The 23,910-nt window shown below is 66.4% G+C and carries 24 protein-coding genes; 11 read left to right on the top strand and 13 right to left on the bottom strand.

The features are described from left to right. The first annotated feature begins 18 nt into the window (after window positions 1-18). A complete protein-coding gene (locus WEG36_09550) occupies window positions 19-468 on the top strand; it encodes an SUF system NifU family Fe-S cluster assembly protein (GenBank protein ID MEX1257851.1) in 450 nt (149 codons plus the stop codon). Window positions 469-626: 158 nt separating this feature from the next. Here the strand turns inward: WEG36_09550 and WEG36_09555 are convergent, their stop codons facing one another. Continuing rightward, window positions 627-1,889, bottom strand: a complete 1,263-nt coding sequence (locus WEG36_09555; GenBank protein MEX1257852.1) for an alcohol dehydrogenase catalytic domain-containing protein — start codon at window positions 1,887-1,889, stop codon at window positions 627-629. 14 nt (window positions 1,890-1,903) lie between these two features. Then, a complete protein-coding gene (locus WEG36_09560) occupies window positions 1,904-3,058 on the bottom strand; it encodes a GNAT family N-acetyltransferase (GenBank protein ID MEX1257853.1) in 1,155 nt (384 codons plus the stop codon). A gap of 65 nt (window positions 3,059-3,123) precedes the next feature. On the opposite strand from WEG36_09560, the gene WEG36_09565 reads away from it, so the two are divergent. After that, on the top strand, window positions 3,124-4,398 hold the full coding sequence (locus tag WEG36_09565; GenBank protein ID MEX1257854.1) for an acetyl-CoA C-acyltransferase: 1,275 nt from the start codon (window positions 3,124-3,126) through the stop codon (window positions 4,396-4,398). Here WEG36_09565 and WEG36_09570 read toward each other — a convergent pair. After that, window positions 4,343-5,302, bottom strand: coding sequence for a cobalamin-binding protein (locus tag WEG36_09570; GenBank protein MEX1257855.1), 960 nt, complete (start codon window positions 5,300-5,302; stop codon window positions 4,343-4,345). The two genes, WEG36_09565 and WEG36_09570, sit on opposite strands and share 56 nt — an antisense overlap. 16 nt (window positions 5,303-5,318) lie before the next feature. Continuing rightward, window positions 5,319-5,753, bottom strand: a complete 435-nt coding sequence (locus tag WEG36_09575) for an acyl-CoA thioesterase (GenBank protein MEX1257856.1) — start codon at window positions 5,751-5,753, stop codon at window positions 5,319-5,321. A 265-nt stretch (window positions 5,754-6,018) separates the two neighbouring features. On the opposite strand from WEG36_09575, the gene WEG36_09580 reads away from it, so the two are divergent. The 4 genes from WEG36_09580 (at window position 6,019) to WEG36_09595 (ending at window position 13,115) form a co-directional block, all read left to right on the top strand. Continuing rightward, window positions 6,019-6,666, top strand: a complete 648-nt coding sequence (locus WEG36_09580) for a hypothetical protein (GenBank protein ID MEX1257857.1) — start codon at window positions 6,019-6,021, stop codon at window positions 6,664-6,666. A gap of 530 nt (window positions 6,667-7,196) precedes the next feature. Further along, on the top strand, window positions 7,197-7,832 hold the full coding sequence (locus tag WEG36_09585) for a hypothetical protein (protein ID MEX1257858.1): 636 nt from the start codon (window positions 7,197-7,199) through the stop codon (window positions 7,830-7,832). Window positions 7,833-8,091: 259 nt separating this feature from the next. Then, window positions 8,092-11,325: a SusC/RagA family TonB-linked outer membrane protein gene (locus WEG36_09590; protein MEX1257859.1), complete on the top strand. Its 3,234-nt coding sequence runs from the start codon at window positions 8,092-8,094 to the stop codon at window positions 11,323-11,325. A gap of 29 nt (window positions 11,326-11,354) precedes the next feature. Further along, window positions 11,355-13,115 (top strand): hypothetical protein, encoded by a 1,761-nt coding sequence (locus WEG36_09595; GenBank protein MEX1257860.1) that lies wholly within the window; start codon window positions 11,355-11,357, stop codon window positions 13,113-13,115. A gap of 116 nt (window positions 13,116-13,231) precedes the next feature. On the opposite strand, the gene WEG36_09600 is transcribed toward WEG36_09595, so the two are convergent. Both WEG36_09600 and WEG36_09605 read right to left on the bottom strand, forming a co-directional pair. Further along, window positions 13,232-15,268, bottom strand: coding sequence for a PQQ-binding-like beta-propeller repeat protein (locus tag WEG36_09600; GenBank protein ID MEX1257861.1), 2,037 nt, complete (start codon window positions 15,266-15,268; stop codon window positions 13,232-13,234). Window positions 15,269-15,423: 155 nt separating this feature from the next. Beyond that, entirely contained in the window at window positions 15,424-16,389 is a 966-nt protein-coding gene (locus WEG36_09605) for an N-acetylmuramoyl-L-alanine amidase-like domain-containing protein (protein ID MEX1257862.1), read from the bottom strand. A 283-nt stretch (window positions 16,390-16,672) separates the two neighbouring features. Between WEG36_09605 and WEG36_09610 the strand changes: the two genes are divergently transcribed. Further along, complete coding sequence (locus tag WEG36_09610) at window positions 16,673-17,107, top strand: BrxA/BrxB family bacilliredoxin (protein MEX1257863.1); 435 nt, start codon at window positions 16,673-16,675, stop codon at window positions 17,105-17,107. A gap of 21 nt (window positions 17,108-17,128) precedes the next feature. Beyond that, window positions 17,129-17,545, top strand: a complete 417-nt coding sequence (locus WEG36_09615; GenBank protein MEX1257864.1) for a hypothetical protein — start codon at window positions 17,129-17,131, stop codon at window positions 17,543-17,545. Window positions 17,546-17,608: 63 nt separating this feature from the next. On the opposite strand, the gene WEG36_09620 is transcribed toward WEG36_09615, so the two are convergent. Further along, the gene (locus WEG36_09620) at window positions 17,609-18,337 is read right to left on the bottom strand and encodes a DUF1707 domain-containing protein (protein ID MEX1257865.1); all 729 of its coding nucleotides are present in this window, start codon (window positions 18,335-18,337) and stop codon (window positions 17,609-17,611) included. A 262-nt stretch (window positions 18,338-18,599) separates the two neighbouring features. Here WEG36_09620 and WEG36_09625 point away from each other — a divergent pair, with 262 nt between their 5' ends. After that, window positions 18,600-18,776, top strand: a complete 177-nt coding sequence (locus WEG36_09625; GenBank protein ID MEX1257866.1) for a hypothetical protein — start codon at window positions 18,600-18,602, stop codon at window positions 18,774-18,776. A 3-nt stretch (window positions 18,777-18,779) separates the two neighbouring features. Here WEG36_09625 and WEG36_09630 read toward each other — a convergent pair whose 3' ends face one another. The 6 genes from WEG36_09630 to WEG36_09655 form a co-directional block, all read right to left on the bottom strand. Then, entirely contained in the window at window positions 18,780-19,415 is a 636-nt protein-coding gene (locus tag WEG36_09630; protein MEX1257867.1) for a hypothetical protein, read from the bottom strand. A 70-nt stretch (window positions 19,416-19,485) separates the two neighbouring features. Continuing rightward, a complete protein-coding gene (locus tag WEG36_09635) occupies window positions 19,486-20,337 on the bottom strand; it encodes an alpha/beta fold hydrolase (GenBank protein MEX1257868.1) in 852 nt (283 codons plus the stop codon). After that, the gene (locus tag WEG36_09640; protein MEX1257869.1) at window positions 20,334-20,897 is read right to left on the bottom strand and encodes a cob(I)yrinic acid a,c-diamide adenosyltransferase; all 564 of its coding nucleotides are present in this window, start codon (window positions 20,895-20,897) and stop codon (window positions 20,334-20,336) included. The genes WEG36_09635 and WEG36_09640 overlap by 4 nt, the downstream gene beginning before the upstream one ends. Beyond that, window positions 20,894-21,172 (bottom strand): hypothetical protein, encoded by a 279-nt coding sequence (locus WEG36_09645; GenBank protein ID MEX1257870.1) that lies wholly within the window; start codon window positions 21,170-21,172, stop codon window positions 20,894-20,896. Before WEG36_09645 ends, WEG36_09640 begins: the two co-directional genes overlap by 4 nt. Before the next feature lie 15 nt (window positions 21,173-21,187). After that, window positions 21,188-21,916 carry an alpha/beta fold hydrolase gene (locus tag WEG36_09650; protein MEX1257871.1) on the bottom strand — a complete coding sequence of 243 codons (729 nt, stop codon included), beginning with the start codon at window positions 21,914-21,916 and terminating at the stop codon, window positions 21,188-21,190. A gap of 244 nt (window positions 21,917-22,160) precedes the next feature. Further along, the gene (locus tag WEG36_09655) at window positions 22,161-22,700 is read right to left on the bottom strand and encodes an OmpW family outer membrane protein (protein MEX1257872.1); all 540 of its coding nucleotides are present in this window, start codon (window positions 22,698-22,700) and stop codon (window positions 22,161-22,163) included. Between the two features lie 258 nt (window positions 22,701-22,958). Between WEG36_09655 and WEG36_09660 the strand changes: the two genes are divergently transcribed. Further along, window positions 22,959-23,273, top strand: coding sequence for a hypothetical protein (locus WEG36_09660; protein MEX1257873.1), 315 nt, complete (start codon window positions 22,959-22,961; stop codon window positions 23,271-23,273). Window positions 23,274-23,687: 414 nt separating this feature from the next. After that, window positions 23,688-23,910, top strand: a 223-nt coding sequence (locus tag WEG36_09665) for a hypothetical protein (protein ID MEX1257874.1), incomplete at its 3' end; no start/stop codon positions are given.

Raw genomic sequence — 23,910 nt, forward strand, 5'->3', positions numbered from 1 at the left:
GGGCCTCCGAGAATCGCGATGGCGCACCCCGAGCCGCAGATCACCTCGCTTTACCAGGCGCTCATCCTCGACCACTACAAGCGGCCGAGGAATCGAGGCGAGATGGAGACGCCTACGGTCGAAGTGCACATGCGGAACCCTTCCTGCGGAGACGAGGTGAAGCTCCAGCTCCGGGTGGAAGACGGAGTCATCCAGGATCTCAAGTTCCTCGGTGAGGGATGCTCGATCTCCCAAGCCTCGATCTCGATGATGACGAACCTGCTCAAGGGGCGGCACCTGGACGAGGCGATGGCCTTGGCGAAGCGCTTCACCGAGATGATGCACGGGGACCCGGAAGCCGCGAAGGATCGCACCCTCAAGGATCTGAGGGCCCTCGAGGGGGTCGCGAAGTTTCCGGTGCGCGTGAAGTGCGCGCTTCTCGGCTTCGACGCACTCCAGGAGGCGGTGAAGCGGACGCGGGAGAGCTAGTGTCCCGAGTCAGAGATTCGTTGGCATTCGTGAGCCGCTGCATCCACCGACCCCGCGTTGCTCTTCCTCGCAATAGCGTTGCTATTCCTCGTCATCGCGCCTTGGCTCAGCGGCGCTTCGGCTCCCTCGGTGCTGCAACGAATCTCTGACTCGGGACACTAGGCCAACTCTCCGTTCGGGGTCAGAACGACCTTCACCGCGCCGCTCCTCCGGCGATTCGCGGCAGCGGAGAGGGCCGCTCGAAACTGACCGAGCGGAAAGTGGTGGGTCACCATCCGCTCCACGGGGTTCCCGCTCTCGACGAGAAGCCGCTCCGTCACCTCGAAGGTGTGGCGCTCCTCGCCCCTCCACCGCTCCCGCCCGTACCCGACGAAACCACGCGCCTCGATCTCCCGTGCCCAGAGGAGAGTGAGGTCGAGCCGCTTCACCTGGGCCGCGCATCCCAGGACGATGACACGACCACGGGGCGAAGCGTAGCGAAGGGCCTGCGCGAGCGACTCCGCGCTTCCGACGCAGTCGAGGAGATAGGGAAAACCGCCCCCGGAGAACACCTCCTCCCCGACGATTGGCTGGTACGCCTTCGCGCCGGTCTCCACGAGCGCTTCCCGCGCTTCCTCTCCCGGCTTCACGACCTCGGTCGCGCCCAGCGCCCGCGCGAGCTGGGCCTCCGGATCCCGCTTGGTCTGCGCGACGATCGTCCCCGTGAATCCAAGTGCCCGGAGCGCCCAGATCGCCGAAAAGGCGATCGGGCCGCTCCCGATGACGAGGACCTCCTCTCCCTTTCTGGGAGGCGCGTTCAGGATCGCGTGAACGGGAATGGAGAGGGGCTCCATCAGGACGGCGGCCCTGTTCGAAATCGTGGGATCGACCGGGAAGACCTGGGTTTCGTGCGCGATCATCCGCTCTCCCCATCCCCCGGGAAGATCGGCATGGTACCCGATGGTGAGGCCTCGCCGCAGGGGAGCGCTATTCACCTCGAGCGTCCCCTCCTCGCCCGCCATCTCGCAAGTGGAGTGGCGTCCGGCCCGGCAGGATGGACAGGTCGCCTCGAGCGGGTGTCCCCGCACCGCGCACGAGATCATCGGGTCCACGGCAACCCGGTCCCCCGGGCTCACCCGGCGGACCCGGGCACCGACCGCCTCCACCTCGGCGAGGATCTCGTGGCCGGGAACGGCCGGAAAAGAGCCGAAGGGCTCGAGGATCGGGCTCGCGGCGAAGGTCAGGTTTCCCAGGTCGGTCCCGCAGATCCCGCAGGCGAGGACCTTGAGCCGGACCCACTCCGGACCGGGAAGCTCGGGGTCGGCCCGCTCCCTGAGGCTCAAACCGCTCAGTCCTCCGAAAATGGCCGCCTCGCTGATTCGTCCCAGAGAACGCGCGAGGAGAAAACCCGGGATCGTCACCCTGAACTCGACGGCGCGCATCTCCCCCCCCCGAATCAGAAGACGTCGAGGAGGCGGAAGTCCCGGAGCCCCAGGACCGGTCGCCAATTCGCGAGCCGGTCCGCCTGACCCGGAAGGGTCCCGTTCACGAAGCTCTCGGTGAGGGCCCGGACCTCGGCCGCCGCTCCGTTCGTCCCAGCCGCCTCTCCCTCGAAGGCCGCCCGGACGCGCGCGCCGAGCGCATCGTTCCGGGAGAGACCGGCTTCCTCGAGGACGCGCGCAGGGTCCAGGATCCGGACCATCGGCCCCCGGAGGAGAAAAGCAGAAGGGAACCAGAGCCCCCGTGCCGAAGGGCTCCCGAGAGAGCGCGGGTGGGCCAGGAGCTGGTGGAACCGCTCTCCCGGAAGCGCGTCGTATCGGAGCTGGGGCCACTGGTCCCGCTGGACGGAAAGCCACCCGAGAAGCGCCCGGTACGCCTCCTCGTCCGCCGCGAGCAACTCCTCCACAAGGAGGGTGGAGCGGTCCGGGCTCCGTGCCCGGCGCCCTCCCGCGATAAGGTATCCGCGAAGCTTTCCCCTCTCACCGAAGAGTCCCTGGACCATCTCCGCGCCCTCGAGCCGCTCCCTCCACATCGGAGCGGTTCGTTCCACGAGGCCGTGCGTCCGGGGAAGAAGGCTCCCGTAGAAGTCGCAGAGAGGGGCGGCGCGCTCCTCCCCGCGAAGGGCCGAAACCCGGTCGTGCCCAGGAAAGGCGGGAAGCTCCTTGGCGGAGAAGCGATAGCGGTGAAGCTCGCCCACGAGGACGAAGCCGAGCCGCCCGTAGAAGTCGGAACGGAAGGGGAAGAGGGCGCTGAAGGCGGCCCCGCTCTCCCGTCCCACCCGGAGCGCCTCCCGGCACATCCTTTGACCCACCCCCTGGCGGCGCAGCTCGGGCGCGACCGCCACGGAAGCGAGCCCCTGCACGGGGAATCGGTTCCCCCAGAGGTGCATGTGGAGCGGATACTGGCGAAACCCACCGAAGAGGCGACTCCCCGACTCCGCCACCCAACAGCTCTCCAGGCCCCCATAGGGCCCGGTTCCCTCCTTGAGCGACCGGAGCCGGACCTCGACCCGCGGCTCCCCCGGAAAGGCGCCCGCCCAGAGCTCGGCGAGGCGCCGCGCATCCCGCCCTTCGGCGGGACGGACTCGGAAGGTGTTGGCCGGACCGGTCATGCGGGGAACGCTACCAGTGTGGGGAAGGATGAACCAGTGGCCCTCCCCCGGGGGTACCTCGCCCCATGAAGACCGCCCTCGTCGCCGGATGCCGGACGCCTTTCGCCAAGGCCGGGACCGTCCTGAAAGGGCTGAGCGCGATCGAGCTGGGAAAAATCGCGGTCCGCGAGGTCCTCGCTCGCGCCGAGATCCCGCCGGAAGCCGTGGACCATCTCGTCTTCGGGACGGTCGTTCACGACCCGCAGGCCCCGAACATCGCGCGGGAGGTCGGGCTCGCGGTCCTTCCGAAGACCGTTCCCGCTTTCACCGTATCGCGCGCCTGCGCTTCGGCGAATCAGGCGATCGCGGACGGGACGAATCTGATCGAGCTCGGCCAAGCCGACATCGTCATCGCCGGCGGCGCGGAGTCGCTCTCGCACATCCCGATCACCGTCTCGGAACGACTGGGCCAGCTTCTGGTCGAGGCCTCGAAGGCGCGGTCCCTCAAGGCCAGGCTCGCGGCAGTCTCAAAGATCCGGCCCCGGGACCTGATCCCCGTCCAGCCCCGAATCGAGGAGCCGACGACGGGTGAGTCCATGGGCGAGTCGGCCGAGCGGATGGCGAAGGAAAACGGGATCTCCAGGGCGGCGCAGGACGAGTGGGCCCTCCGCTCGCACCGCCTCGCCCACGCGGGACAGGCGGACGGGCGCCTCGCCGAGGAGATCGTTCCAGTTTACCCGCCCCCCGATTTCGAGCCCCCGATCCTCCGCGACAACGGGATCCGCGCCGATTCGACCCTCGAAGCGCTCGCGAAGCTCGCTCCGGTCTTCGACCGGAAGCATGGATCCGTCACGGCCGGGAACGCTTCTCCCCTCACCGACGGGGGCGCGGCCGTCGTCCTCATGTCGGAGCGCGCCCTCGCGGCGCATGGGGTCCGCCCCCTCGCCTGGATCCGGAGTTACGCCACGACGGCGCTCGATCCCGGCGCGCAGCTCCTCCAGGGCCCGGCGTACGCGGCTCCGATCGCTCTCGAGCGGGCCGGGATCAGCATGAAGGAGGTGGACGTCATGGAGATGCACGAGGCCTTCGCGTCGCAGGTACTCTCGAACCTCCAAGCACTCTCCTCCGGCGATTTCGCGCGCAGGGAGCTCGGGCGCGACCGCGCGGTGGGCCATCCGGACCTCGAGCGGATCAACCGGATGGGCGGCTCGATCGCGATCGGCCACCCCTTCGGCGCCACCGGCGCCCGGGTGACCACCACGCTCGCGAACGAGCTCCAGCGGACCGACGGGCACTTCGGCCTCCTCACCGTGTGCGCGGCGGGAGGGATGGGCTTCGCGATGGTGCTCGAGCGGGGCTGACGGGAAGGAAGGCGTCGGCCGGTCCCGTCCAGGGGAGCCGCTCCGGGTGCAGGAGGTGCGCCAGGAGCTCGGTCCCTTCGACGACCCGGGGACCCGGTCGCGCGAAGTACGCCTGGCCATCCACCGCGTAGACCCTACCCTCGCGCACAGCCGCGATTTCCGGCGCCCCCTCACGGTCGAGCAGGAGGGGGGCTTGGGATAGGGCCGGGCCGGCCGGAAAGCCGCAGGGCATCAGGAAGATCACCTCCGGATCGAAAGCCAGAAGCGACCCGAAGTCCCGCTCACGCGACTTCGCCCGAGCCCGGCCCCATCCCTCCTCCCCCCCAGCGATCTCGACCTGCTCGGGAATCCAGTGCCCAGAGGCGAAGAGTGGGTCGAGCCACTCGAGGCAGGCGACCCTCGGCCGAGGAGCCCCCGCGACTGCCTTCCGCACGCGCTCCAGTCGTGCGTTCGCAGCCTCGATCCACGCGGCGGCCGCGGCCGGCCGTCCCGCCACCTCTCCCAAAGCCCGCACGTTCTCGAAGATCCCTTCGATGGAATCGGGGGAGAAGTAGAGCACCTGCGGAGGCCGTTCCAGCCCCCGCAGGAGGGCGGAGACCTCGTTCCCGGACGGAGCGCAGACCTGGCAAAGCTCCTGGGTGAGGAGGAGGTCGGGGGCGAGTGCCCCGAAAAGCACCTCGTCCACCAGATACAGGGAGCGCCCCGTGGCGAACCGCTCCTTCACCAGCCGATCGATGGTCCCCGGATCTTCGTCCGGGTAGGCCACCGCGCTCCGCGCCACGACCGGCTTCTCTTGGACCCCGAAGGGGTGGTCGCACTCGTGCGTGATGCCGACCAAGGCGTCTTCGAGCCCGAGCGTGTATACGATCTCCGTCGCCGCGGGTAAGAAAGAGACGATCCTCATGCCAGTCCGCACCCCGTCAGTCCTTCGACTCTCCGAGCTCCTTCGCCAAGGCGGTCCGCACCTCTCGACGGCGTTTCCCTTCCCGGAAGCTTTGCTCGTCTTCCGGAGTGTCGAGGCGGAGGGGGGGAACGGGAACGGGTGCTCCCGCTTCGTCGATCGCGACGAAGGTGAGATAACAAAGATTCGCGAACCGCTTCGATCCCTTGAGCGGATCCTCGGCATCCACCCGAACCTCGACCTCCATGGATGTGCGCCCCACGAAAGTCACCCGCGCGGTGCAGGTCACGAACTCCCCGGAATAGATCGGCTCGCGGAAGTCCACGCGGTCTATGGACACGGTGACGCAGGAGCGCCCCGAGTGCCTCATGGAGGCCACCGCCGCCGCGCGGTCCGCCATGGAGAGGATCACCCCTCCGAAGACGTGCCCGAGGTTGTTCACGTGTTGAGGCATGAGCAACTCCGAAACGACGGAGACCGAGCCGGAAGGGGACCGGGGTGTGATCGGGGAATCGGGCATTTCTGAGGCTAGACTCGTGAGCGGGCGATCGCAATGCCGCGTCCGGGCGCTCCGTCGCGCCAAAGGTGGGAGCCCAGGCGGGAACCCCACCAGGGTTGCCCGGTCCCGAGGTCAGGCCTAACCTAACCGTCCGATCCTCGCCCCTTCCCCCTTCCCGGCACGCGATCGCCCCGCCGCTGGTGACTCGAGGCGCCCCTTCGTGAATCCCTCCCCCAGCCAGGGCCGGCGGGTGTGGCCGGTCGGCCGCCCACCCCTTTTGCTCCTGGCGCTGGCCGCGCTTCTCCTTCCTGCCCCCGGGGCCGCCCAGCTCCTCCCCGGCGAGGACCTGGGATTTCCGATGCGGGGCGGATTCGGCTGGGCCGGGACCCTCCCGGATGCCCTTCTGGGCGCGGCGGGTTTTTACATGTTTCAGGGAAACCGGTGGGGCATCTATGTGGACGCGAAGATTCCACACGACTCACCCAAGCGGAACCCCAACTTCCAGGACAACCTCACCATTGCCCAGGTGGAGAGCGAATTCCCCGCCGACCGCCGGATCCCGATTTTCGTGGTGGAGGAGTGGCGCCTCTTCAACGTGGCATTCATTCGGCCCGTGACGGAGGAGTCCGCGATCGTCCTCGGGGGAGGAGTGGCCCACTTTTCTGCAGTTCAGGAGTACGGTGACGAGGGGGAGATGCCGTTGACCCGTTCCGGATTCTACTTCGTGGAGGATGAGCTCCGCTCGGGCTGGGAACCGAACCTTTTGGTCTCCGCGATGTTCCGTGGAGGGACTTCGGTTGCGTTCAACGCCGGGTTCGAGTGGGCTCCGAAGTCCTTCACCTTCGCGCTGCTCTACATTTTTCAATGACGGAGCCTTTGCTCCGCGGCGAGCCGCTCCTTCGCCAGCCGCCCCATGGTCCCCGGGTCTTCGTCCGGGTAGGCCACCGCGCTCCGCACAACGACCGGGTTCTGCCGGGCTCCGGAGGGGTGGTCTCACTCATGCGTGATGCCGACCAGGGCGTCTTCGCGCCCGAGCGTGTAGGCGATCGCCGTCGGGGCTGGCGGGAAGGAGACGATCCTCATGCCAGGCCCCACCGCTTCAGCCCTTGGCCCCCCGGGGCTCTTTCGCCAAAGCGGTTCGCACCTCCCGACGGCACTTCCCTTTCCGGAAGCTTTGCTCTTCCCAAATCGGCTGGCGGAGTTTGGAGCGGGTCGCTCGCCAGGCAGGAGGAGTGCAGGGCCCGGCGCATGCCCCTGCAACGACTACGTGGCGCCCGCGGAGCTTGCCCGAACCGAGGAGAGGGGGGTACTCTCCACCCTCTATCGTCCGCCCCTCTTCATGCCGCTCGCGGAGCCCCCGCAGGGCGGGGGTCGATCGCACGATCAGGATGACCCTCTATGGCCCCTGCGAGGCCGCCGCATGGCTGGACGCGAGCGTGGTGCGCGCTCGCGGTCGTCTTCGCTGTCGCGGCCCCGTCGCCGGGGGCCGCCCAGCTCCTGCCACCGGAGAACCTGGAGTTCTCGATGAGGGGCGGCCTCGGTTGGGCCGGCACGGTTCCGGACGCCCTACTCGGAGCGGCCTTCTTTTACATGCTTCCCGGAAGGCGTATAGGGCTCTACGCCGACGCGAAGATCCCGCACGATTCGGCAAAGCGGAGCCCGCTCTTCCAGGACGACCTCACGGTCGCCGAGATCTTGGAGGAATTTCCGATCGAGCGGCGGCTGCCCGTCAGTCGCCAGGATGAGTGGCGGATCTTCCATCTCGGATTGGTGCGCCCGATTTCTGAAGTCGCGGCCCTCGTCGTCGGCGGAGGCATCGCCCACCGCGCTGTGATTCAGGAGTACGGGGACGATGGTGACCCGCCCCTCACCCCGTCCGGCTACTACTTTGTCGAGGATGAGGCAGTCTCGGGGTGGGAGGGAACCATCACGGTCGCTGCGATCTTCGCGGGGGGGGAGTCAATCGCGTTCAGCGCCGGCTTCGAGCTGGCGCCCCGCTCGTTTTCGCTCGGAGTCTTCTACCTGCTCAGGTAAGCGAAGGCCGACTGCGACCACAGAAAATCCTTGCGATTTTCTGACGGGCATCCCATCCTGGAGTTGCATGCCGTAGCAATTGACTCCCGTTGCCGGCTCGGCGCCGTTGCGTCGGTGTCGGCATTTTTCGGTTCATCCTTTTGAGAAGGGAGGGAAGCGACGCGGACTTCATTTGTTTGCTGCAGTTTCGCTAGGCGTACAAGCCAGGCCTCTCGTGTCACCCCTAGTAGCGTGTCACCCCTAGTAAGAGGAGTCTGAAATGCTAGGACCAATCGTTAGACGAACTTTGCGGATCTCGGTTGCCGCGATGTTCGCGGCGGCGATTCCGATGGCCGCCCAAGCCCAAGTGGGTCAGATCGTGGGTACGGTCACGCACGGTGACACGGGCGAGCCCGTGTCCTCGGTGCAGATTTCCGTTCAGGGCACCGGTCTGGGCGTAGTGACCCCCGCCAATGGATCGTACACGATTCAAAACGTGCCGGCGGGGATCTATATCGTACAGGCGCAGCGCCTCGGCTTCCAGGTCATCCGTCAGGAGGAAGTGACGGTGACGAGCGGCCAGGCCACGACGTTGAACCTCGTGATGCGACCGACCGTCCTCGCCCTCCAGGAGATCGTGGCGACCGGACTGGTGGACCCCGTCGAGGGCGTCCGCTCGCCCATTTCCGTCGCGCGCGTGACCCGCGAAATGATGCCGGTCTCCGCGGCCGGCAACGCGGTACAGAACCTTCAAGGTCGGATCGCCGGTGTGACTATGAACCGGAACAGTGGACAGCCTGGCTCCGGCGTCACGATGATGCTCCGTACTCCGACCAGCATCCGCCAGTCGGGCTTCCCGATGATCGTGATCGACGGCGTCATCATGGGCGGTGTGACCGACGACCCCAATAGCACCGCGATCGACGGGATGGACATCGAGAGCATCGAGGTGATTCGCGGCGCGGCCGCGGCCTCGCTGTACGGCTCGCGCGCGGCGGCAGGGGTGATCGCGATCACGACGGCGCGCGGACAGGGGCTCGAGCAGGGTCAGACGCGTTTCTCGGCCCGGTCGGAGTATGGCGTCACGCAGGCGGGGGATGCCGACGACCTCGCCAGTCATCACTGGTTCCTCGTAGACGATCCGATCAATCCGACCATGTACGTGGACGCGCAGGGAAATGAAGTCAGCCGCAACGATCGGGTCGCGCCCCCGGACCACCTGAAGTTCCAGGACAAGCCCTACCCCGGGCCGATCTTCGACAACGTCGGCACCCTTTGGCAGTCCGGCGCCTACCAGCAGCACAACTTCTCGGTCTCACAGAACGCCGCCACGACGAACTTCGCGGTCAGCCTGAACCGGACGGTCGAGGAGGGCTCGGTCGAGGGAAATGACGGGTACTCCCGAAACGCCATCCGGGTGAATCTCGACCACCGCTTCGCGAATGCGCTCAGCCTCGGCGTTTCGATGTATCACGCCCGTGACGCACGCGAGAACATCGTCGGCGCCTTCTTCGGACCTTCGCTCGAGGCTCCGCGCGACATCGACCTCTCCCGTATCGATCCGGAAACGGGTCAATACGCGCAGCAGCCAGACCCCACGGGGCTGAGCGACTTCCAGAACCCGCTCTGGACGCAGGCCACGCGCGAGAACGATACCAAGGGCACGCGCACCATGGCCAGCACGAACCTCCGGTGGGATCCCCTTTCCTGGCTCTCGGCGAGCGGGGTCGTCAGCTACGACCGCCGCGATTCGGAAACGCGGTCCTATGTTCCGAAAGGAACGCCCCCGGATCTCGACGACGAGGGCGGGACACCCGATGAGGGTTCCATCTCGTTCAACTCGTTCTACACCGACACCTGGAACGCCGAGGCGCAGGTCTCGCTCCGTCGGGACTTCGGTGCGCTGAACGTCCGCACGACCTTCCGTGCTCTCATGGAGCGCGACCAGACGACCACGAGCAGCACTTCGGGCCAGGACTTCATCGTCGCGGGCATCCCTTCCATCGACAACACGCCCGACTCGACGCAGCGCGGCGGGAGCGCCTCGCGGGAGATCCGCTCGCTCGGATACCTGGTGGATGTCGCCTTCGACTACGACGCAAAATACATCCTGACCGTCCTCGGCCGCCGCGACGGCAGCTCGCTCTTCGGGCCGGACAACCGCTGGCACGAGTATTACCGCGTCGCGGGCGCCTGGCGTCTCGCCGAGGAGGACTGGTTCAACATCCCGAACGTCGACGAGTTCAAGCTGAGCTACGCGCGCGGCACGGCGGGCGGGCGTCCTTCCTGGGCCTATCAGTACGAGACATTCAATATAAGCAGCTCGACCGGCGCGCTGACTCGCGCGACCTTGGGGAACGTGAATCTCCGTCCCGAACACACGACGGAGAACGAAGCCTCCCTGGACATGATTCTTTACAACCGGTTTGGGGTGAAGCTCACGCACGCCTGGCAGGAGACCAGGGAGCAGCTCACGCAAGCACCCCTTCCGGGATTCATCGGCTTCCCGGCCCAGTGGATCAATCAGGGAGCGGTCGCCGGTCATACGACGGAGCTGTCGGTGGACGGCTCCATTTATGAGAGCCAGAACTTCGGGTGGCAGACACAGTTCATAGCGGACAAGTCCTATGCGGAGATCACGGAGTGGGACATCCCCTGCCAGACGCAGAACTGGCGGCTATACTGCACGGAGGACGCGGAAGGAAATTCGGTGCCGGTGTACAGCCTCCACGGGAACCGCCTCCTGACCTCTCTCAGCCAGCTGGACACGCACGCGAACGGCGTGCTCGCCCCCTTCAAGGACCAGTTCCAGGTCAATGACGAGGGGTACGTCGTGTGGGTCGGAGACGTCGACTACACGGACGGAATGGTGAATGGCGTCGTGACGGACGGCACGTGGGGAACGACGATGCCCGGCACAGGCGCCCTCGAGGTTCAGGTCGGAGATGTCTTCTGGGGCGTTCCGTTCTTCCTGCGTGACGCGGGCGGAACGGTGATGCGGACCAGCATGGGCGAGACGAATCCCCTGAACCTCGGGTGGCTCAACAATCTGCGGTGGGGGAACTTCAACGTCCACACGCACCTCCATGCATCCATCGGTGGCGACGCCAACAATCGTTGGTTCCAGACGATGACGCAGGGCGCCAACCTCAATACCCCGTACCAGGATCAATCGGGGAAGCCGGATGGCCTCAAGAAGCCGTTCCAGTATTACTTCCTCGCGGTGGGATCGGGCGGTAGCAACTATGTGGTCGAGGATGCGACGTACTTCAAGCTCCGCACCCTTTCGGTGAACTACCGCTTCAGTCAACCGCAGCTGCAACAGTTTGGTCTCGGCGCGATCGGGATCCAGAGCCTGCAGCTCGGGTTGATCGGAAGGAACATCTTCACGATCACGAACTTCAGCGGGTTTGATCCGGAGCAGTCGCTCGACCTGAACGACCGCCAGAACGTCGGTGGTGCCGGTTATCCGGCCACCCGCACGTTCACGGCCGAGGTCTCCGTCACCTTCTGATCACGACTCTCACCTGAGGAAACGAACTCATGCGTTATATCATACAACGCGGGCGGACCGGTCGTGCTCTAGTGGTGCTGAGCGCGCTCCTGTTCGCGGCGTCGGGGTGCCAGGAACTTCAAGTGGACAACCTGGTGGACCCCGACCGCGGCAACATTTTTGCGAACCCCGAGGACGTTCAGACTCTCATCGGGGGTGCGTTCCTGCCGAATCTCTGGGGGGCGATGACGGAGTCCACCGTTGGGGGATTCGCACTCGCCGGACTCTATGGCATCTTTCCCGGACAAGCGTCCGAGCTCTCATCCACTCTCGCCTCGGGGCTCAGCGCTCAGTGGTATCTCGACATGGTCGAGCCACGGCAGCCGCACCAGAACGCCTCGGTCATCGCGGGAACCATCGGGCCCTGGGGACCCCGCACGTTCTGGGCGCACCTGGGTGCGGCGGGAGCCACTCCGTACGACGGCCTCTTCCTCCTCGAAAACGGTATCGTGATCGAGGAAGACGGAGTGGACGTCACCGCCCGCGCGCGAGCATTCGCCAAGTTGGTTCAGGGGTGGGCCTGGGGCTACGGCGCGCTGATGTTCGACCGGATCAACATCGTGCCGGAGACGATTGACCTCGCATCGCTCTCGTTCGAAGAATTGAGCGCCCTTCCGATCGCGAGCCTCAAGCCGTACGACGAGGCGATTCTGGACGCGCTCGCCGCGATCGATGAAGCCATCGCGGTCGCGGAACAGAATCCGAGCATCGTGAACTTCCCGCAGGAGGGGGCGGGAGGGTCGCCCTGGTTCGGGACGGCAACGCCGGTTTCAAACGCACAGTTCATCCAGATCGCGAACACCCTCGCCGCGCGGCTCCTCGTGCTGAACGCGCGGAATCCCGAGGAGCGGGAGGATGTAGACTGGGCCCGTGTCCTCCAGTACACGGCGAAAGGGATCCAAAACAGCGCGAACGACCTCGAGGTATTGAATGGCCCGGGAGGGCGCGCGCACATCTTCCTCGGCCGCGCTCAAGGCAATTCGGGGGGGACCATTACTTTTGGCGCTTGGCGCTGGGACCACCGAGCCATCGGGCCGGCAGACCAGTCCGGCAACTATCAGAATTGGATCGCGGCGGAGCCGGCCGCGCGAAACAAGTTCCTGATCACGACGCCCGACCGGCGAATCACGGGTCCGACGCCCGATTCCCACGGTTCGTATACCCGCTACCGCTCGGTGGACACCGGGTTCATCGTCAGCCGCGGAACCTACTTCCTGGGCCACTATCAGTTCTCCCGGCACGCCATCGAGAATAATCTCCCCGAAAACGGATCGGACCCCGGGTCCACGATCGGCACCCACACCTTCGTGTCGGCGGACGAAAACCGCCTTCTCCGGGCGGAAGCGATCATTCGCACCCAGGGCGTCACGCAGGAAGCGGTGGACCTCATCAACGTGACTCGGACCCGCCAGCAGACGTTGCAGGACGGGAGCGTGCATCCTGGCTTGCCGCCGCTCACCGTGGCCGGCGGCGTGCCGACGGTCAACGGCGCGTGCGTGCCGCGTATGGACAACGGGGAGTGCGGGACGGTTCGCAGCGCGCTTCGATACGAGCGGATGATCGAGCTCGCTGTCACTGACGTAGTCCGCGGCTTCGCGGATTCGCGCGGTTTCGGACTCCACCCGGACGGGACATTGGAACATTACCCGATCCCGGGGAACGTGATCGAACAATACGAGCTGCCCGAGGGAGAGTACACCTACGGCGGCGTCGGCACTGAATGGGGCGCGGTGTATGCCCCGTGGAACTGAGCGGCTGATCTGAGCTCAGGCGCGGTCTGAAGGAAGAAGCGGGTGCGCCGGCAACGGCGCACCCGCTTTGTTTCTCCGCTTGCGGGTTTCCTCTTCTCTTGTGGGGCGGCCGGTTCTCAGCTCGGCAGTCGGAGCGCCACGAGAGCCCCACCGATCCCGCCTCCACCCGTCACCGGCACCAGGATGTATTGAACGCCGTCGTGCAGGAAGCTCATCGGGGCGGTGGACGACGACTCCGGGAGTTCGATGCTCCCGACGGGTTCGCCCGTCAACTTGTTCACCGCGTGGAAAAGCGGGCGGCCACTCCGCCCCTCCCCGTACATGAGCAGGCTGCCCGTCACGAGAACGGTCGCGTGGCTGGACTGTCCGGTGTTCCCGACGTCAATTCCCTGGAGGAGCGGGTGGTCGCGGATCCGGTCGGGGGTGTCGCCGTTCGGGATCCACCAGAGGTGCTCACCCGTGTTCATGTCTATCGCGGTGATGCGGCCGTAGGGCGGCTTGAGCGGCGACAGCCCCTCGATGGACCCGATCCCGCCTCCCGGCCCCTGGACCCACTCCACGACCGTCGAGCCCGGATTCCGTCCTGGCTGCCCCTGGTCGCGCTCGGAGCCCGGCACCATCACGATCCCGGTGCATGACTTCACCGAAGCGACGTAGAGGATCCCCGACTCAGGATCGGCCGCCGAGCCACCGATGATATTCGTTCCCCCAGTCACGCTCGGGCAGATCGCCGAGACGCGGAAACCCGAAGTGCTGTCGCGCGGGATCGGTGGAAGGAAGATTGGACCCATCTGGACTCCGGCCACCGTCTCGATCGCCCGCTGCCGAAGCTCGGGGGTCCAGTCAATGAGGTCGTCCTCGGACAGGCCCTGGATCTCGTAGGGGGCCGGCCGCGTGGGGATCGGTTGGGTGGGAGAAGACTGCTCCCCCGGGACCAGCGATTGGGGAACGGGCGTCTCCGGAATGGGCCAGATCGGCTCGCCGGTCACCCGGTTCCAGGTATAGACGTTCCCCTGCTTCGTTGTCTGGACGGCGATCGGAACCTCCTGGCCGTTCACCGTCACGTCCAGGAGAATCGGTGGCACCGGGTTGTCCCAGTCCCACATGTCGTGATGCACGGTCTGGAAGTGCCAGACCCGTTCGCCCGTCCGGGCGTCGAGCGCGATCACGCTCGTCCCGAAGAGGTTGTCGCCAGGGCGGAAGCCCCCGAAGGCGTCATTCGTCGGCGCGTCCGTTGGAAGATAGACGATTCCGCGCTCGAGGTCCGCCGAGATTCCCGCCCACGAGTTCGCGTTCCCGCTGTACTCCCACGCGTCGCTCTCCCAGGTTTCGTGCCCGAACTCGCCGGGGCGCGGAATGACGTGGAAGGTCCAGAGATGTGCCCCGGTGCGCGCGTCGTAGGCGAGGATGTCACCGGGAATCTGCTCGATCCGGGTGTAGCTCAGCCCTTGCTCCGCCGCGCTTCCCACGATGACGACGTCGTTCACGACGATGGGGGGCGCCGAGGTGGTGATGTTGCCGACCGTTGGATCGGGTCCCGAATAGGGATCGTATCCCGCCGCCCGTTCGAGATTCGCCAGCATGTCCACCACTCCCGTGGCGGGGAATCCCTCGATTGGCACCTGCCCGCCGAAGCCCTCTAGGGGAAGCCCCGTCTCGGCGTCCACCGCATGGAGAAAGAAGCCGGGAGTCGTGATGTAGAGGACCGGGCGACCATCCAGCTCGTAATACGTAACCCCTTTCCCGTATCCCTTCCGCGGCGACCGTTCCCAGCGCTCGGTGTGCGGCTCCCGGTAGCTCCAGAGCGTCTCGCCCGTCGCGGGGTCGATAGCCACGAGCGTCCGGCGGTTGCCCGCGACCGTGTACAGCGTCCCGTTGGCGTAGGTCGGCGTCGCCCGGGGAGTGTTGTCCACGTTCGGGCCGTAATTGTCGGTCCGCCAAACCCAGGCGACTTCCAGGTCCTCGAAGTTCTCGGCGTTGATCAGGTCGAGAGGCGAATAGCGCGTGTTCCAGGCATCCCCTCCGTACCCTCGCCATTCTCCCTCGGGGGTACCGCGCTCCTGTCCCGCGAGGGGGGAGGCGTGGGCGAGAGCCAGGGCGAGGAAGAGAATCGAACCGACCCGCAGGGTCGACCATCCGCGTTGCGCGGTCATGGGCTGAACCGTCCTCTGAACGTGAATCCCTCAACTTCAGGGCCCGCCAATAGTATGGCGGGCACGAATGCCCAGCAAGGAAAAACGGGGGCCTATGGCGCCCCGAGAAACGTGATGGGCGCCTCCGCTAGACCCCCGCTGAGAGCTGCCCCGGATCAAGGCTGGAGCGGACGCGCGACCATGATTCCGCTCTGCCCGGAAATCGCCCGGATCCGGTCGGCGAGCGGCACGTCGGAGACTTCCACAGAGTCCCCGACGAGAGGAGCGTGGAGGAGGTGCACCCGTCCATCCCTCCAGATCGCGACTCCGGTGTGCGCGATATCGAGCCCTTCGACGGTGCTGACGGCCGCGATAACGTCCCCGTTCTGGATCCCCGCCTCGACCTCGGCGATCCGATCCTCCGGGACGAAATAACGCGGAAGGGTGTTGAGCTCCGCCTCCGTGGCTCGAATGGCGGCGAGATAGGCCGGATCATCGCCCAATTGCCGATAGGATCCGGGATTCGAGCTCATGAACTGGATCGGCCGGGGGTCCTGAATCCCCCCGAGCTCCCGCGTGACGTCACGCACGAGCCCCTTCGCCTCCGCGTCCCTCAGCCACTCGGAGAAGTAGTGGAGCCGGCTCGGATACCCATCCAGCACCCCTCCCCGGTACCGCACTTGCGTGAGCTCGGCCCGATACCGTACCCGGAACGCCGCTTCGTCCGAAAGAATCGCGCGGGGCTCCCGCACCGTAAGGCGGGATAGGACGAGGAGATGTTCCACCAGGGTGACACAGTCGAACGAATGCAGATTCACGACGAGCCCTTCGGGACCTGGAAGCTCGAGCGACCCCGGTACGTACGGCGTTCCCACGAAGGTCCTGCCAATCATGGCGGCGACTTCACCGACGGGGAGGGAGCCGAGTTGGCGATCCCATGCCCACTCGAGGGCCTCCCGGGCGATCGCCCAATCTTCGTCGCTTTCGTGGGGAATCGCCGCGACCACCTGCTCGGGCGCGCCGTCCAGCTCAGTCGCCCCTTCCTGGGCGACCGCCTCGGCTTGCTCGGGCGCCTCGAGCCCCGCGCTCGTGCGGGGGACCGCCTCGCACCCGGCGAGAGCGACCGCCGCGGCCAGGGCCATGCGCCCCTTTCGCGGCCCGACGAAGCAGCACACAATAGCACGCAACATACAGTCCGACTGATATTTATACAATGTTTGCCCCCTCGCTCCGGCGGTTCCGGACCGGCCCCTACAATATGGCTTACAGCACCCGTCAGTATGGCTCACAGCACCCGGATCGAGCAAGAAATTGGATCCGGTCCGGCGCGGACCCGCGACCCGGTTCCGGGGTATGTCCGACCCACGCCAATCTACCCCGTACCGGCCTCCACCGGATGTCGGGGTCAATCCATACGGAGAAATCATGCCTTACCCGGAACCCCTCGTCGCCCCGATGCGCCAGGAGCTGGTCCGCCTCGGATTTCGCGAGCTTCGCTCGCCCGATGAAGTGGACACCGTCCTCGAAAACGTCTCGGATCCTCTTCTCGTGGTCGTGAACTCGGTTTGCGGCTGCGCCGCCGGTGCCATGCGCCCGGGTGTGGCCCTCTCCCTCCAGGGGGAGCCCACCCCACCGGCACTGACCACCGTGTTCGCCGGTCAGGACCTCGAGGCGACGGCCCGCGCGCGGGAGTACTTCGTCGGTTATCCCCCGTCTTCCCCCTCGATCGCGCTTCTCAAGGGAGGAGAGCTCGTCTGGATGCTGGAGCGGCATCAGATCGAGGGCCGGGGCCCGCAGCAGATCGCCGCGACGCTCAAGGACGCTTACCGGGAGCACTGCGACACCGCGACTCCCGCCTGATTCCTCCCCCGGGGAGTGCCGATGGAAGAGGATCGCAAGAACAGTCGTCGCGAGCGCCTTCAGGCGGGGATCGCGGAGCTGGAGGCCAAGCTCGGCGAGCTCCGTGCCCGGGCCCGCAGGGCCGAAGCCGACATCCGGGTTCGCCTTCAGGACGAAGAATCCGACCTCCGGAAGCGCCTGGACGAAGCTCGTGAACGACTTAAGGAGCTCAAAGAAGCATCCGAAGATGGATGGGAAGAAGTGAAGTCGGGCTTCGAGAAGCTCTGGACCGACGTCCGCGCGGCCTGGGAGCGGACGGGCCCGAGCCGCACTCAGCCCTCCGGAGCCTCGGCGGCCGAACCCGGGGGGGCCGGGACGTCTCCGCCCGCCGATACGGGGGCCGGTCCGGCCCCCGCCGGCCCTGCGCCCGGCGCGACCCCGCCACGCAGAGCCGAATAGCCGGGGTTCTCGGACAAACGGTCCCCTCGACCTTCGGGGCCCCTCCTCCGTCCCCGGGCGGGACTACTCCGCTGCGCGCCCCTGCTCCCGGAGGGCCCGGAATCTCCTTTTTTTCCGCTCCCGCGCCTGGCGATCCGTCTCCCCGGGGAGCCGAACTTTCACTTCCACCGCACCCATGCAGGCGAGCCCGGTCACTCTGAGAACCGGGCCTTCCCCCGGCGTCACCCCGGATGCCTCGGCGTCATCCTCGAAAGCACCCATGACCGCGAAGCCCGAGGTCTCGACGTGAAGCTCGGGCGGGACGGTGATCTCAACCGCTCCCATCACCGCGACCGCGTGGATGTGCGTGACGCCGGGCCCGAACCGGGCGTCGCGGAAGTCGAGCTCGATCCCACCCTGGATCGCGATCGCCGAGATCCTTTTCGCGGGGATCCAGCTTCCTTTGCGGGAACGCCCGCTCCAGAAGGCAAGGCTGAGCTCACGCTCCGGCACCTGCGAGGAGTCCACGCGGGCGATCCGGGACTGGGTCGTCGCGGCGGGAAGCCGGCTTCCCATCCAGCCCGCCCCCGCCGCCACGGACGACGGAGTCATCGCCTTCGGGTCCAGATTCGCCAGGTCCAGCCCTTCGAGGAGCCCGCGCAGCTCCGCGTCCGTGCGGGCGCGGTTCGCGACCTCGAGACGTCGTTCGAGCTCGTGGACTTCCAGCTGATCCCGTGCGAAGGCTTCGCAGAGCGCGTCGATCACCCACTGCCGGCGGGTGATGGGTGTTCCGTCTGCCGGATTCTCCTCCACGCGCTTCCCCCGTGTAACGTGGCGACGGGCTCCACCCCCACATTCTCCGTGAGGGCCGAGCGACGCAATGTGGCGATCCCGCCTCGAAAATTCGAGAGTTTCGGTGTGCGCCGACCCACCTACCACTCAGGTAAACAAAGGTTTCTCGCCCGCGCCAGCGCTTTGCCCTCTCCTGGCCCGGGATCCTCGCGCCTTTCTCGATGGTACGAAATGTGCAGTGATCGACTTTCGCAGGCATCCTTTCAACCAGGAGGAACCCCGGATGCGCGGCAACAACGTCACACTTCCTCTCCTCGGCGCGGCGGTCGTGACCGTCGGCGCCCTCCTGGTGCAGCTCGCCAGGAAGCCGGATCCTCGGCCCGTCGCCAAGGTCCAGGAGAGGGCCACCGCCACGGTGGAGAAGGCATTTCTGGAACGGTTACGGGAGCGGGGCCTCTGAACTTCACTTTCGTCCGAATCTGAAGCTGTCCCCCACTCGCCGGACCCACCAGTTGAAGCGCCGCTCCAGCACGGGGTGAACCCGGGCGGCGGCCGGCGCCAGCACTTCCCTCGCGACTTCGGCCGCTCGCGCCCTCTCCGCCGCGTTTTCCCAGAGGTGCGCGTGTCGGAGTTGGTCCAAAGCTTCGGAGAGCGCGATCCGCTGCACGACCGCGTCCGCCGTCACCAGGCCCTCCAACAGCTCCCCGTCGTCGTCCGGGCCCGTCGCTCCTCCCCAGGACACGTCGGGTAAGGCCGTCCACAAGGCGAAGGCGGATTCACCGAGGACTTCCTCGGCAACTGTCGCGGACACGCTCAGGGCGGGGTCGCGGCTCTCGGCGAGCGCACCGGCCGCGAGCGCATCGGGGTCCCCTTCCTCGAGGTCCTGGAGAAGGATCAAGACAACGCGCCCGGGATGGAGATAGGCCGGGTCCTGGTCGGATGAAAGTGTCGAAAAGGGGGAGTCTCGGAGCGCCATAGCGGCCCGGTGAGCCTTTACGACGCGCTCTAGACCGGGTTCCGAAACGCCCCGCTCAGAGGCCGCCCGGACGAGCCGCTCCTCCATCCTCTGGCCGCGCGCGCCGGGAGCCTGACCACTCACGGTGCTCCCGGGCGCCTCCGCTCTCGCGCCCTTCCCCCGGTGCTCGAGGATCGCACCTTCCAGTCCGCCCTCACCTTTCCGTGAGAAGGTGGCGGCGGAAGTGGCCGCGCGTCATCTCCACGACCCGATCGAGCCTCGGATTCGAGCCGTCGAAGGGATGCTTCGCCTCGAAGGTGTGACCGGACGGCGACACGACCTCCAGCTCCGCCGCCGGATTCGCGCGGCTCAGTCGGCGCGCGTCTTCAACGGCGACCGTTTCGTCCTCTTCGCCGTGAATGATGAGCCAGGGAAGCGTTCCAAGCTCCGCGCCCGCCCGCACGACATCCAGGCGCTCCCGGTTCTTTTCGAAGTCCTCCAAGAGACCGAGGCCCAGGGGAAGCCTCTGACCGGTCCGGCTGTTCATGGCATGGATCCTCCCTTCCCGCCGCCACTCCGTCTTCTGCTCCTCCGTCCAGCGGCCGAACTCGGCGACGGCAGCCCAGGTGACGAGGGCGTCGAGCCGCCCCCCTCCCTCGGTGAAGGCGCGCGCGGCGAGGACTGCCACGCCGCCACCCCTGGAGTGCCCTACGAGTCCGACTTTCCGGGGCGGCGCGGGGACGAGTTCGCCTTCCCGGACCTTTGCAAGTACGCCGGCCAACTCGGCCACTTCTCGGCTGAGGGTGTTCCGCTCGAAGGCTTCGAGGCGGGTGAAATTCAGGAAGTCGTCCCCGATCCCGTTCAGCGAAAAGTTGAAGGAAACCACCGCGTGTCCGTCGGCCACGAGGGTTTCGCATAAGAAAGGGAAGAACCCCCAGTCCTTGAATCCCTTGAACCCATGCGCGACGACGACTGCACTTTTCGGCGGAGGTCCTTCGGGAAGACGCAGATCCCCCCGGATCTCCTCCCCGTCTTCAGCGGGAAGCGTGAAGGTCCGCTGGATCACCCCTCCTCCTTCTTCCACTCCACCTCGGCCGCTCCGGCCTCGGCACTTTCGAGCCGCGCCAGAACAAAGAGGAGGTCGGAGAGTCGGTTCAGATAGCGCACCACGACCACGGCGTCTTCATCGCCATCGCGGAGGAGGGGAACGGTTGCACGCTCGGCCCGGCGGCAAACGGTGCGGCAGACATGCAGTTCCGCGGCGCCCGGGCTCCCCCCGGGGAGGATGAAGGCGCGAAGGGGTGCGAGCCGGGCCTCGGCCTCGTCCATCCATTCTTCCATCTCGGGGATGCGCGATTCGGGGAGGAGGGGAAGCTCGGGCCGGTGGCGGCCCTCCCGTGCAGGCGGAGCTGCAAGATGCGCCCCAAGCGAAAAGAGATCGTGCTGAACGGCGGCGAGGCGGTCCCGGCTCGAGGCAACGCGCACACTTCCGAGCGCTCGGCCCAGAAATGCGTTCAGCTCGTCCACGGCGCCGTACGCTTCGACGCGCGGGTGATCCTTCGCGACGCGACCCCCGCCGAAAAGCGCGGTCTCTCCGGCGTCTCCGGTGCGGGTGTAGATCTTCACAGAAGCCGCGTCATCCGCCGGAGCGCCTGCGCTTTCTCCACGAACGCCGTGCCCTCCTCGATCAGCGACTTCCCTTCCTTCGGGGGAGGGGGGGGTGGCTCGCCGGGCGTCAGGAGCTCTCGGATGTCGAGGAGGATCTCCAGGCGGATCTGGTCGCGCTGGAATTGGAAGTCGAGGCGCCCCATTTCCTGTGCGTCGCCCCGGCCTTTCGCCTGTTCAAAGGCCTCCCGGTACGCACCCTCGAGGCTCGCCAGGATTCGTTCGCGATGGCGCATGATTGCTTCCGGTTCTCAGCTGGATCCGGTTCGGCTCGCCTGAGGCCTGGGAAAAGCCTCGGCGCCGGGTCCTACGGTGAAGTACTCCTCCACGATGGATTGGAGTTCCTCGAAATGATCGTGGAAATAATGGTCCGATTGGGGGATACGCACGAGTGTGATCGGTCCGCCCGTCGCACGCACCCAGTCCTCCACCTCGCTCCCGCTTCCGAATTCGTCGTTTTCTCCCTGCACGACCAAAAGGGGGTTATCGAGCCCGGCGAGGTCGGGAAATCCGAGATTCCGTAGGGGAAGCCCCAGGCCGAGCAGTCCCTTCACCCTCTCCTCGCGCGCGCCGACAGTGAGCCCGACCCGCGAGCCGAAAGAAAAGCCACCCACGAGGAGGGGAAGATCGGGGTGCCGGTCCTCGAGCCAGTCCAACGCCGCCTCGACGTCCTCTTCCTCCCCGGTTCCTCCTCCGTAGAGACCCGTACTCGTGCCTACCCCGCGAAAGTTGAAGCGCAGCACCTCGAAGCCGGCCGCGCAGAGCGCCTGAGCGCTTCGGAAGACCGCCTTGGTGTGCATCGTGCCCCCATGCTGGGGATGCGGATGGCAGAGGACCGCCGCGCCACGGAGTGGCGGACTGCCCGGGCGGAGGTGCCCCTCGAGGTGGCCGTGCGAGACGGGGATCTTCATGTCCTGCAACTTCAGGAACTGGAGGCGCCCTGTCCACCGTGGGGTGACGATGCGGCGGGTCGCGGACATGCGACGTGCTGCCGACGCGCGTCCGGTCCTTTCCTACCAGAAAAATTGCGCGGGCTCCCGAGGCCGACCCTTCGCCACGAGCGCCCGCAATTCACCTTCGCACTTCGGTTTCCCGCTTTCCTCGACTACGCCGTCCCGCTTCGCTCTCACGCCGTCCCGCTTCGCTCTCACGCCGTCCCGCTTCGCTCTCACGCCGTCCCGCTTCGCCCTCAGCTCCTGTTGGGCTCTCCCGCGCGGCGGCGGATCAGCCCCTCAGGCGATACATGGCTCCGACGTTGAGCGTCGCGGCACCCTCACCAATGTCGCCGTAGATCGCCCAGCTGTCGTTGACGAAGTAACGAAGCCCGGCGCGGCCGATGAAGTAGAGCTCACTGTCGGAGCAGTCGTAAGCGAATCCCTCATTGTCGCAGTTGATGATGGCATAGCCGAGACCGAGACCGAGGAAGGGGTCGATCTGATCGTTGTCGAGATTGAAATGATAGTTCGCGGTGACCCCGACCGGGATGTACGAAACGCTCGCGTCCCCGAGTGGGAAGTTGTCATCCCACGAGTAGTACTCGAGGCCGGCCTGAATTCCCAAAACGCCATTCCCAAGCTCGGGAAGATCCGTCCACGCCCACTCGAACCGGCCGCCGAAGGCGAGGGAAGCGTCGCCGATCCCGCCGATGCCAATGGTGGGCCCGATGTCCGTGTACCCAACTGCAAAGCCCTGCGCCGCGACTGGTTGAGTCCCTATCCCGATCATGACTGCGAGTGCCAGCGCACCGACCAAGTTCCGAACCATGTTGAATTCTCCCTCCGATGAATTGTGTGGGAAATGCGGGACGCGCGAGTGATGTCATTCGCGGGCTGCTTTCCCGTTCCGGCCGCCGCCGAACGCTCCGCCGACGCAAGCGGGCCCCACCATAGTGCCACCCTCCGGGGCGATCAAGGGATTCGAGGAATCCCGGAGTTCCCCATTTTCGTAGGACTTGGATAGCGGATAGCGCCGCGTGGTCCGGGGCTTCCCCGATTCACTTTCTTTTCACTCGAAGGAGGTCGCGTGGAATACACGGAGGCGGTGGTCGCCATGACCGCCATCGTCATAAGCGGACTCGTGATCCTCATTCCGGTCGTTGCGCTTTGCGCCCGGTTTGTTCTCCGGCCGCTCATGCAGTCCTTCGCGGAGGCCCGTCGCGATCCGTCGGCGGTGCAGACCGCGACGCTTCTGGCCCGACGGATGGACTTGCTCGATGCGGAAGTGCAGAGCATCCAATCCACCCTCGGTCGCCTCGAAGAAGCTGAGGAATTTCGGCGCAAGCTCGCCGAAGGAAAGAGCCATCCGGGGGCGCCTCGGGCAGGCGCAGAGAAGCTCTGAGATCTTGAGGTCGAGCCTTCGACGTGCGCGGTCCCACCGAGCCCTCGTGATGCGCGAACGAACCTTGGGGGGCCCATCCTCGCGCCGTGAGGTTTCGCAGTCCTGTCCCGCAGATCGTGTCCCGTGTTCGCATCAAGCAGTCCCACACAGCCATGGACGAGTTGCGGGCGGGGGAAGTGGTGGAGGTCTCGGAGGTGCGGCTAGACGGGTGCTGGACGCCCCTGCCGGCTCCCGTGAGCCGCGTACTTTGAGTAGCGGTCCATGGATGCCTCGGCACCCCGGGTTCGTGCCTTTCGCGGGCTCCTGAGAAGTCCAAAAACACCCCCGTATCTTGCAGGGAAGTCACAGTCTTTCCTTCAGGAGTGTCGCAGTCTTTGCTTGGGATGAGGGGGGTGTGAGATGTTTGGAATTCAGATGGCTGAATACGCTGTTGTCGGTGCCGGACCGTTGTCGGCTTCGGATGCGGGGATCGCAGAAGATACGGGGTTCGGAGAAGAAACTGGGGTCGGAGAAGATGCGGGGGTCGCAGAAGATACGGGGGTCGCAGAAGATGCGAGGGTCGCGGACGTTGCGAGTCGCATTCCGGATGTGGCGGATCCCGACCTGGTGGAGGCACTCGGCGACGAGATCGCGACAC

Source organism: Gemmatimonadota bacterium, from assembly GCA_040882465.1.
Lineage (GTDB): Bacteria > Gemmatimonadota > Gemmatimonadetes > Longimicrobiales > Gaopeijiaceae > JBBEBG01.

Excerpts from the sequence above, each read along its gene's own strand:
- WEG36_09595 (MEX1257860.1), top strand. The coding sequence starts at position 11,355 with ATGCGTTATATCATACAACGCGGGCGGACCGGTCGTGCTCTAGTGGTG.
- WEG36_09625 (MEX1257866.1), top strand. The coding sequence starts at position 18,600 with ATGCGCGGCAACAACGTCACACTTCCTCTCCTCGGCGCGGCGGTCGTG.
- WEG36_09585 (MEX1257858.1), top strand. The coding sequence starts at position 7,197 with ATGGCCCCTGCGAGGCCGCCGCATGGCTGGACGCGAGCGTGGTGCGCG.
- WEG36_09575 (MEX1257856.1), bottom strand. The coding sequence starts at position 5,753 with ATGCCTCAACACGTGAACAACCTCGGGCACGTCTTCGGAGGGGTGATC.
- WEG36_09560 (MEX1257853.1), bottom strand. The coding sequence starts at position 3,058 with ATGACCGGTCCGGCCAACACCTTCCGAGTCCGTCCCGCCGAAGGGCGG.
- WEG36_09650 (MEX1257871.1), bottom strand. The coding sequence starts at position 21,916 with ATGTCCGCGACCCGCCGCATCGTCACCCCACGGTGGACAGGGCGCCTC.
- WEG36_09555 (MEX1257852.1), bottom strand. The coding sequence starts at position 1,889 with ATGCGCGCCGTCGAGTTCAGGGTGACGATCCCGGGTTTTCTCCTCGCG.
- WEG36_09600 (MEX1257861.1), bottom strand. The coding sequence starts at position 15,268 with ATGACCGCGCAACGCGGATGGTCGACCCTGCGGGTCGGTTCGATTCTC.
- WEG36_09570 (MEX1257855.1), bottom strand. The coding sequence starts at position 5,302 with ATGAGGATCGTCTCTTTCTTACCCGCGGCGACGGAGATCGTATACACG.
- WEG36_09550 (MEX1257851.1), top strand. The coding sequence starts at position 19 with ATGGCGCACCCCGAGCCGCAGATCACCTCGCTTTACCAGGCGCTCATC.
- WEG36_09605 (MEX1257862.1), bottom strand. The coding sequence starts at position 16,389 with ATGGCCCTGGCCGCGGCGGTCGCTCTCGCCGGGTGCGAGGCGGTCCCC.
- WEG36_09590 (MEX1257859.1), top strand. The coding sequence starts at position 8,092 with ATGCTAGGACCAATCGTTAGACGAACTTTGCGGATCTCGGTTGCCGCG.
- WEG36_09655 (MEX1257872.1), bottom strand. The coding sequence starts at position 22,700 with ATGGTTCGGAACTTGGTCGGTGCGCTGGCACTCGCAGTCATGATCGGG.
- WEG36_09610 (MEX1257863.1), top strand. The coding sequence starts at position 16,673 with ATGCCTTACCCGGAACCCCTCGTCGCCCCGATGCGCCAGGAGCTGGTC.
- WEG36_09645 (MEX1257870.1), bottom strand. The coding sequence starts at position 21,172 with ATGCGCCATCGCGAACGAATCCTGGCGAGCCTCGAGGGTGCGTACCGG.
- WEG36_09565 (MEX1257854.1), top strand. The coding sequence starts at position 3,124 with ATGAAGACCGCCCTCGTCGCCGGATGCCGGACGCCTTTCGCCAAGGCC.
- WEG36_09615 (MEX1257864.1), top strand. The coding sequence starts at position 17,129 with ATGGAAGAGGATCGCAAGAACAGTCGTCGCGAGCGCCTTCAGGCGGGG.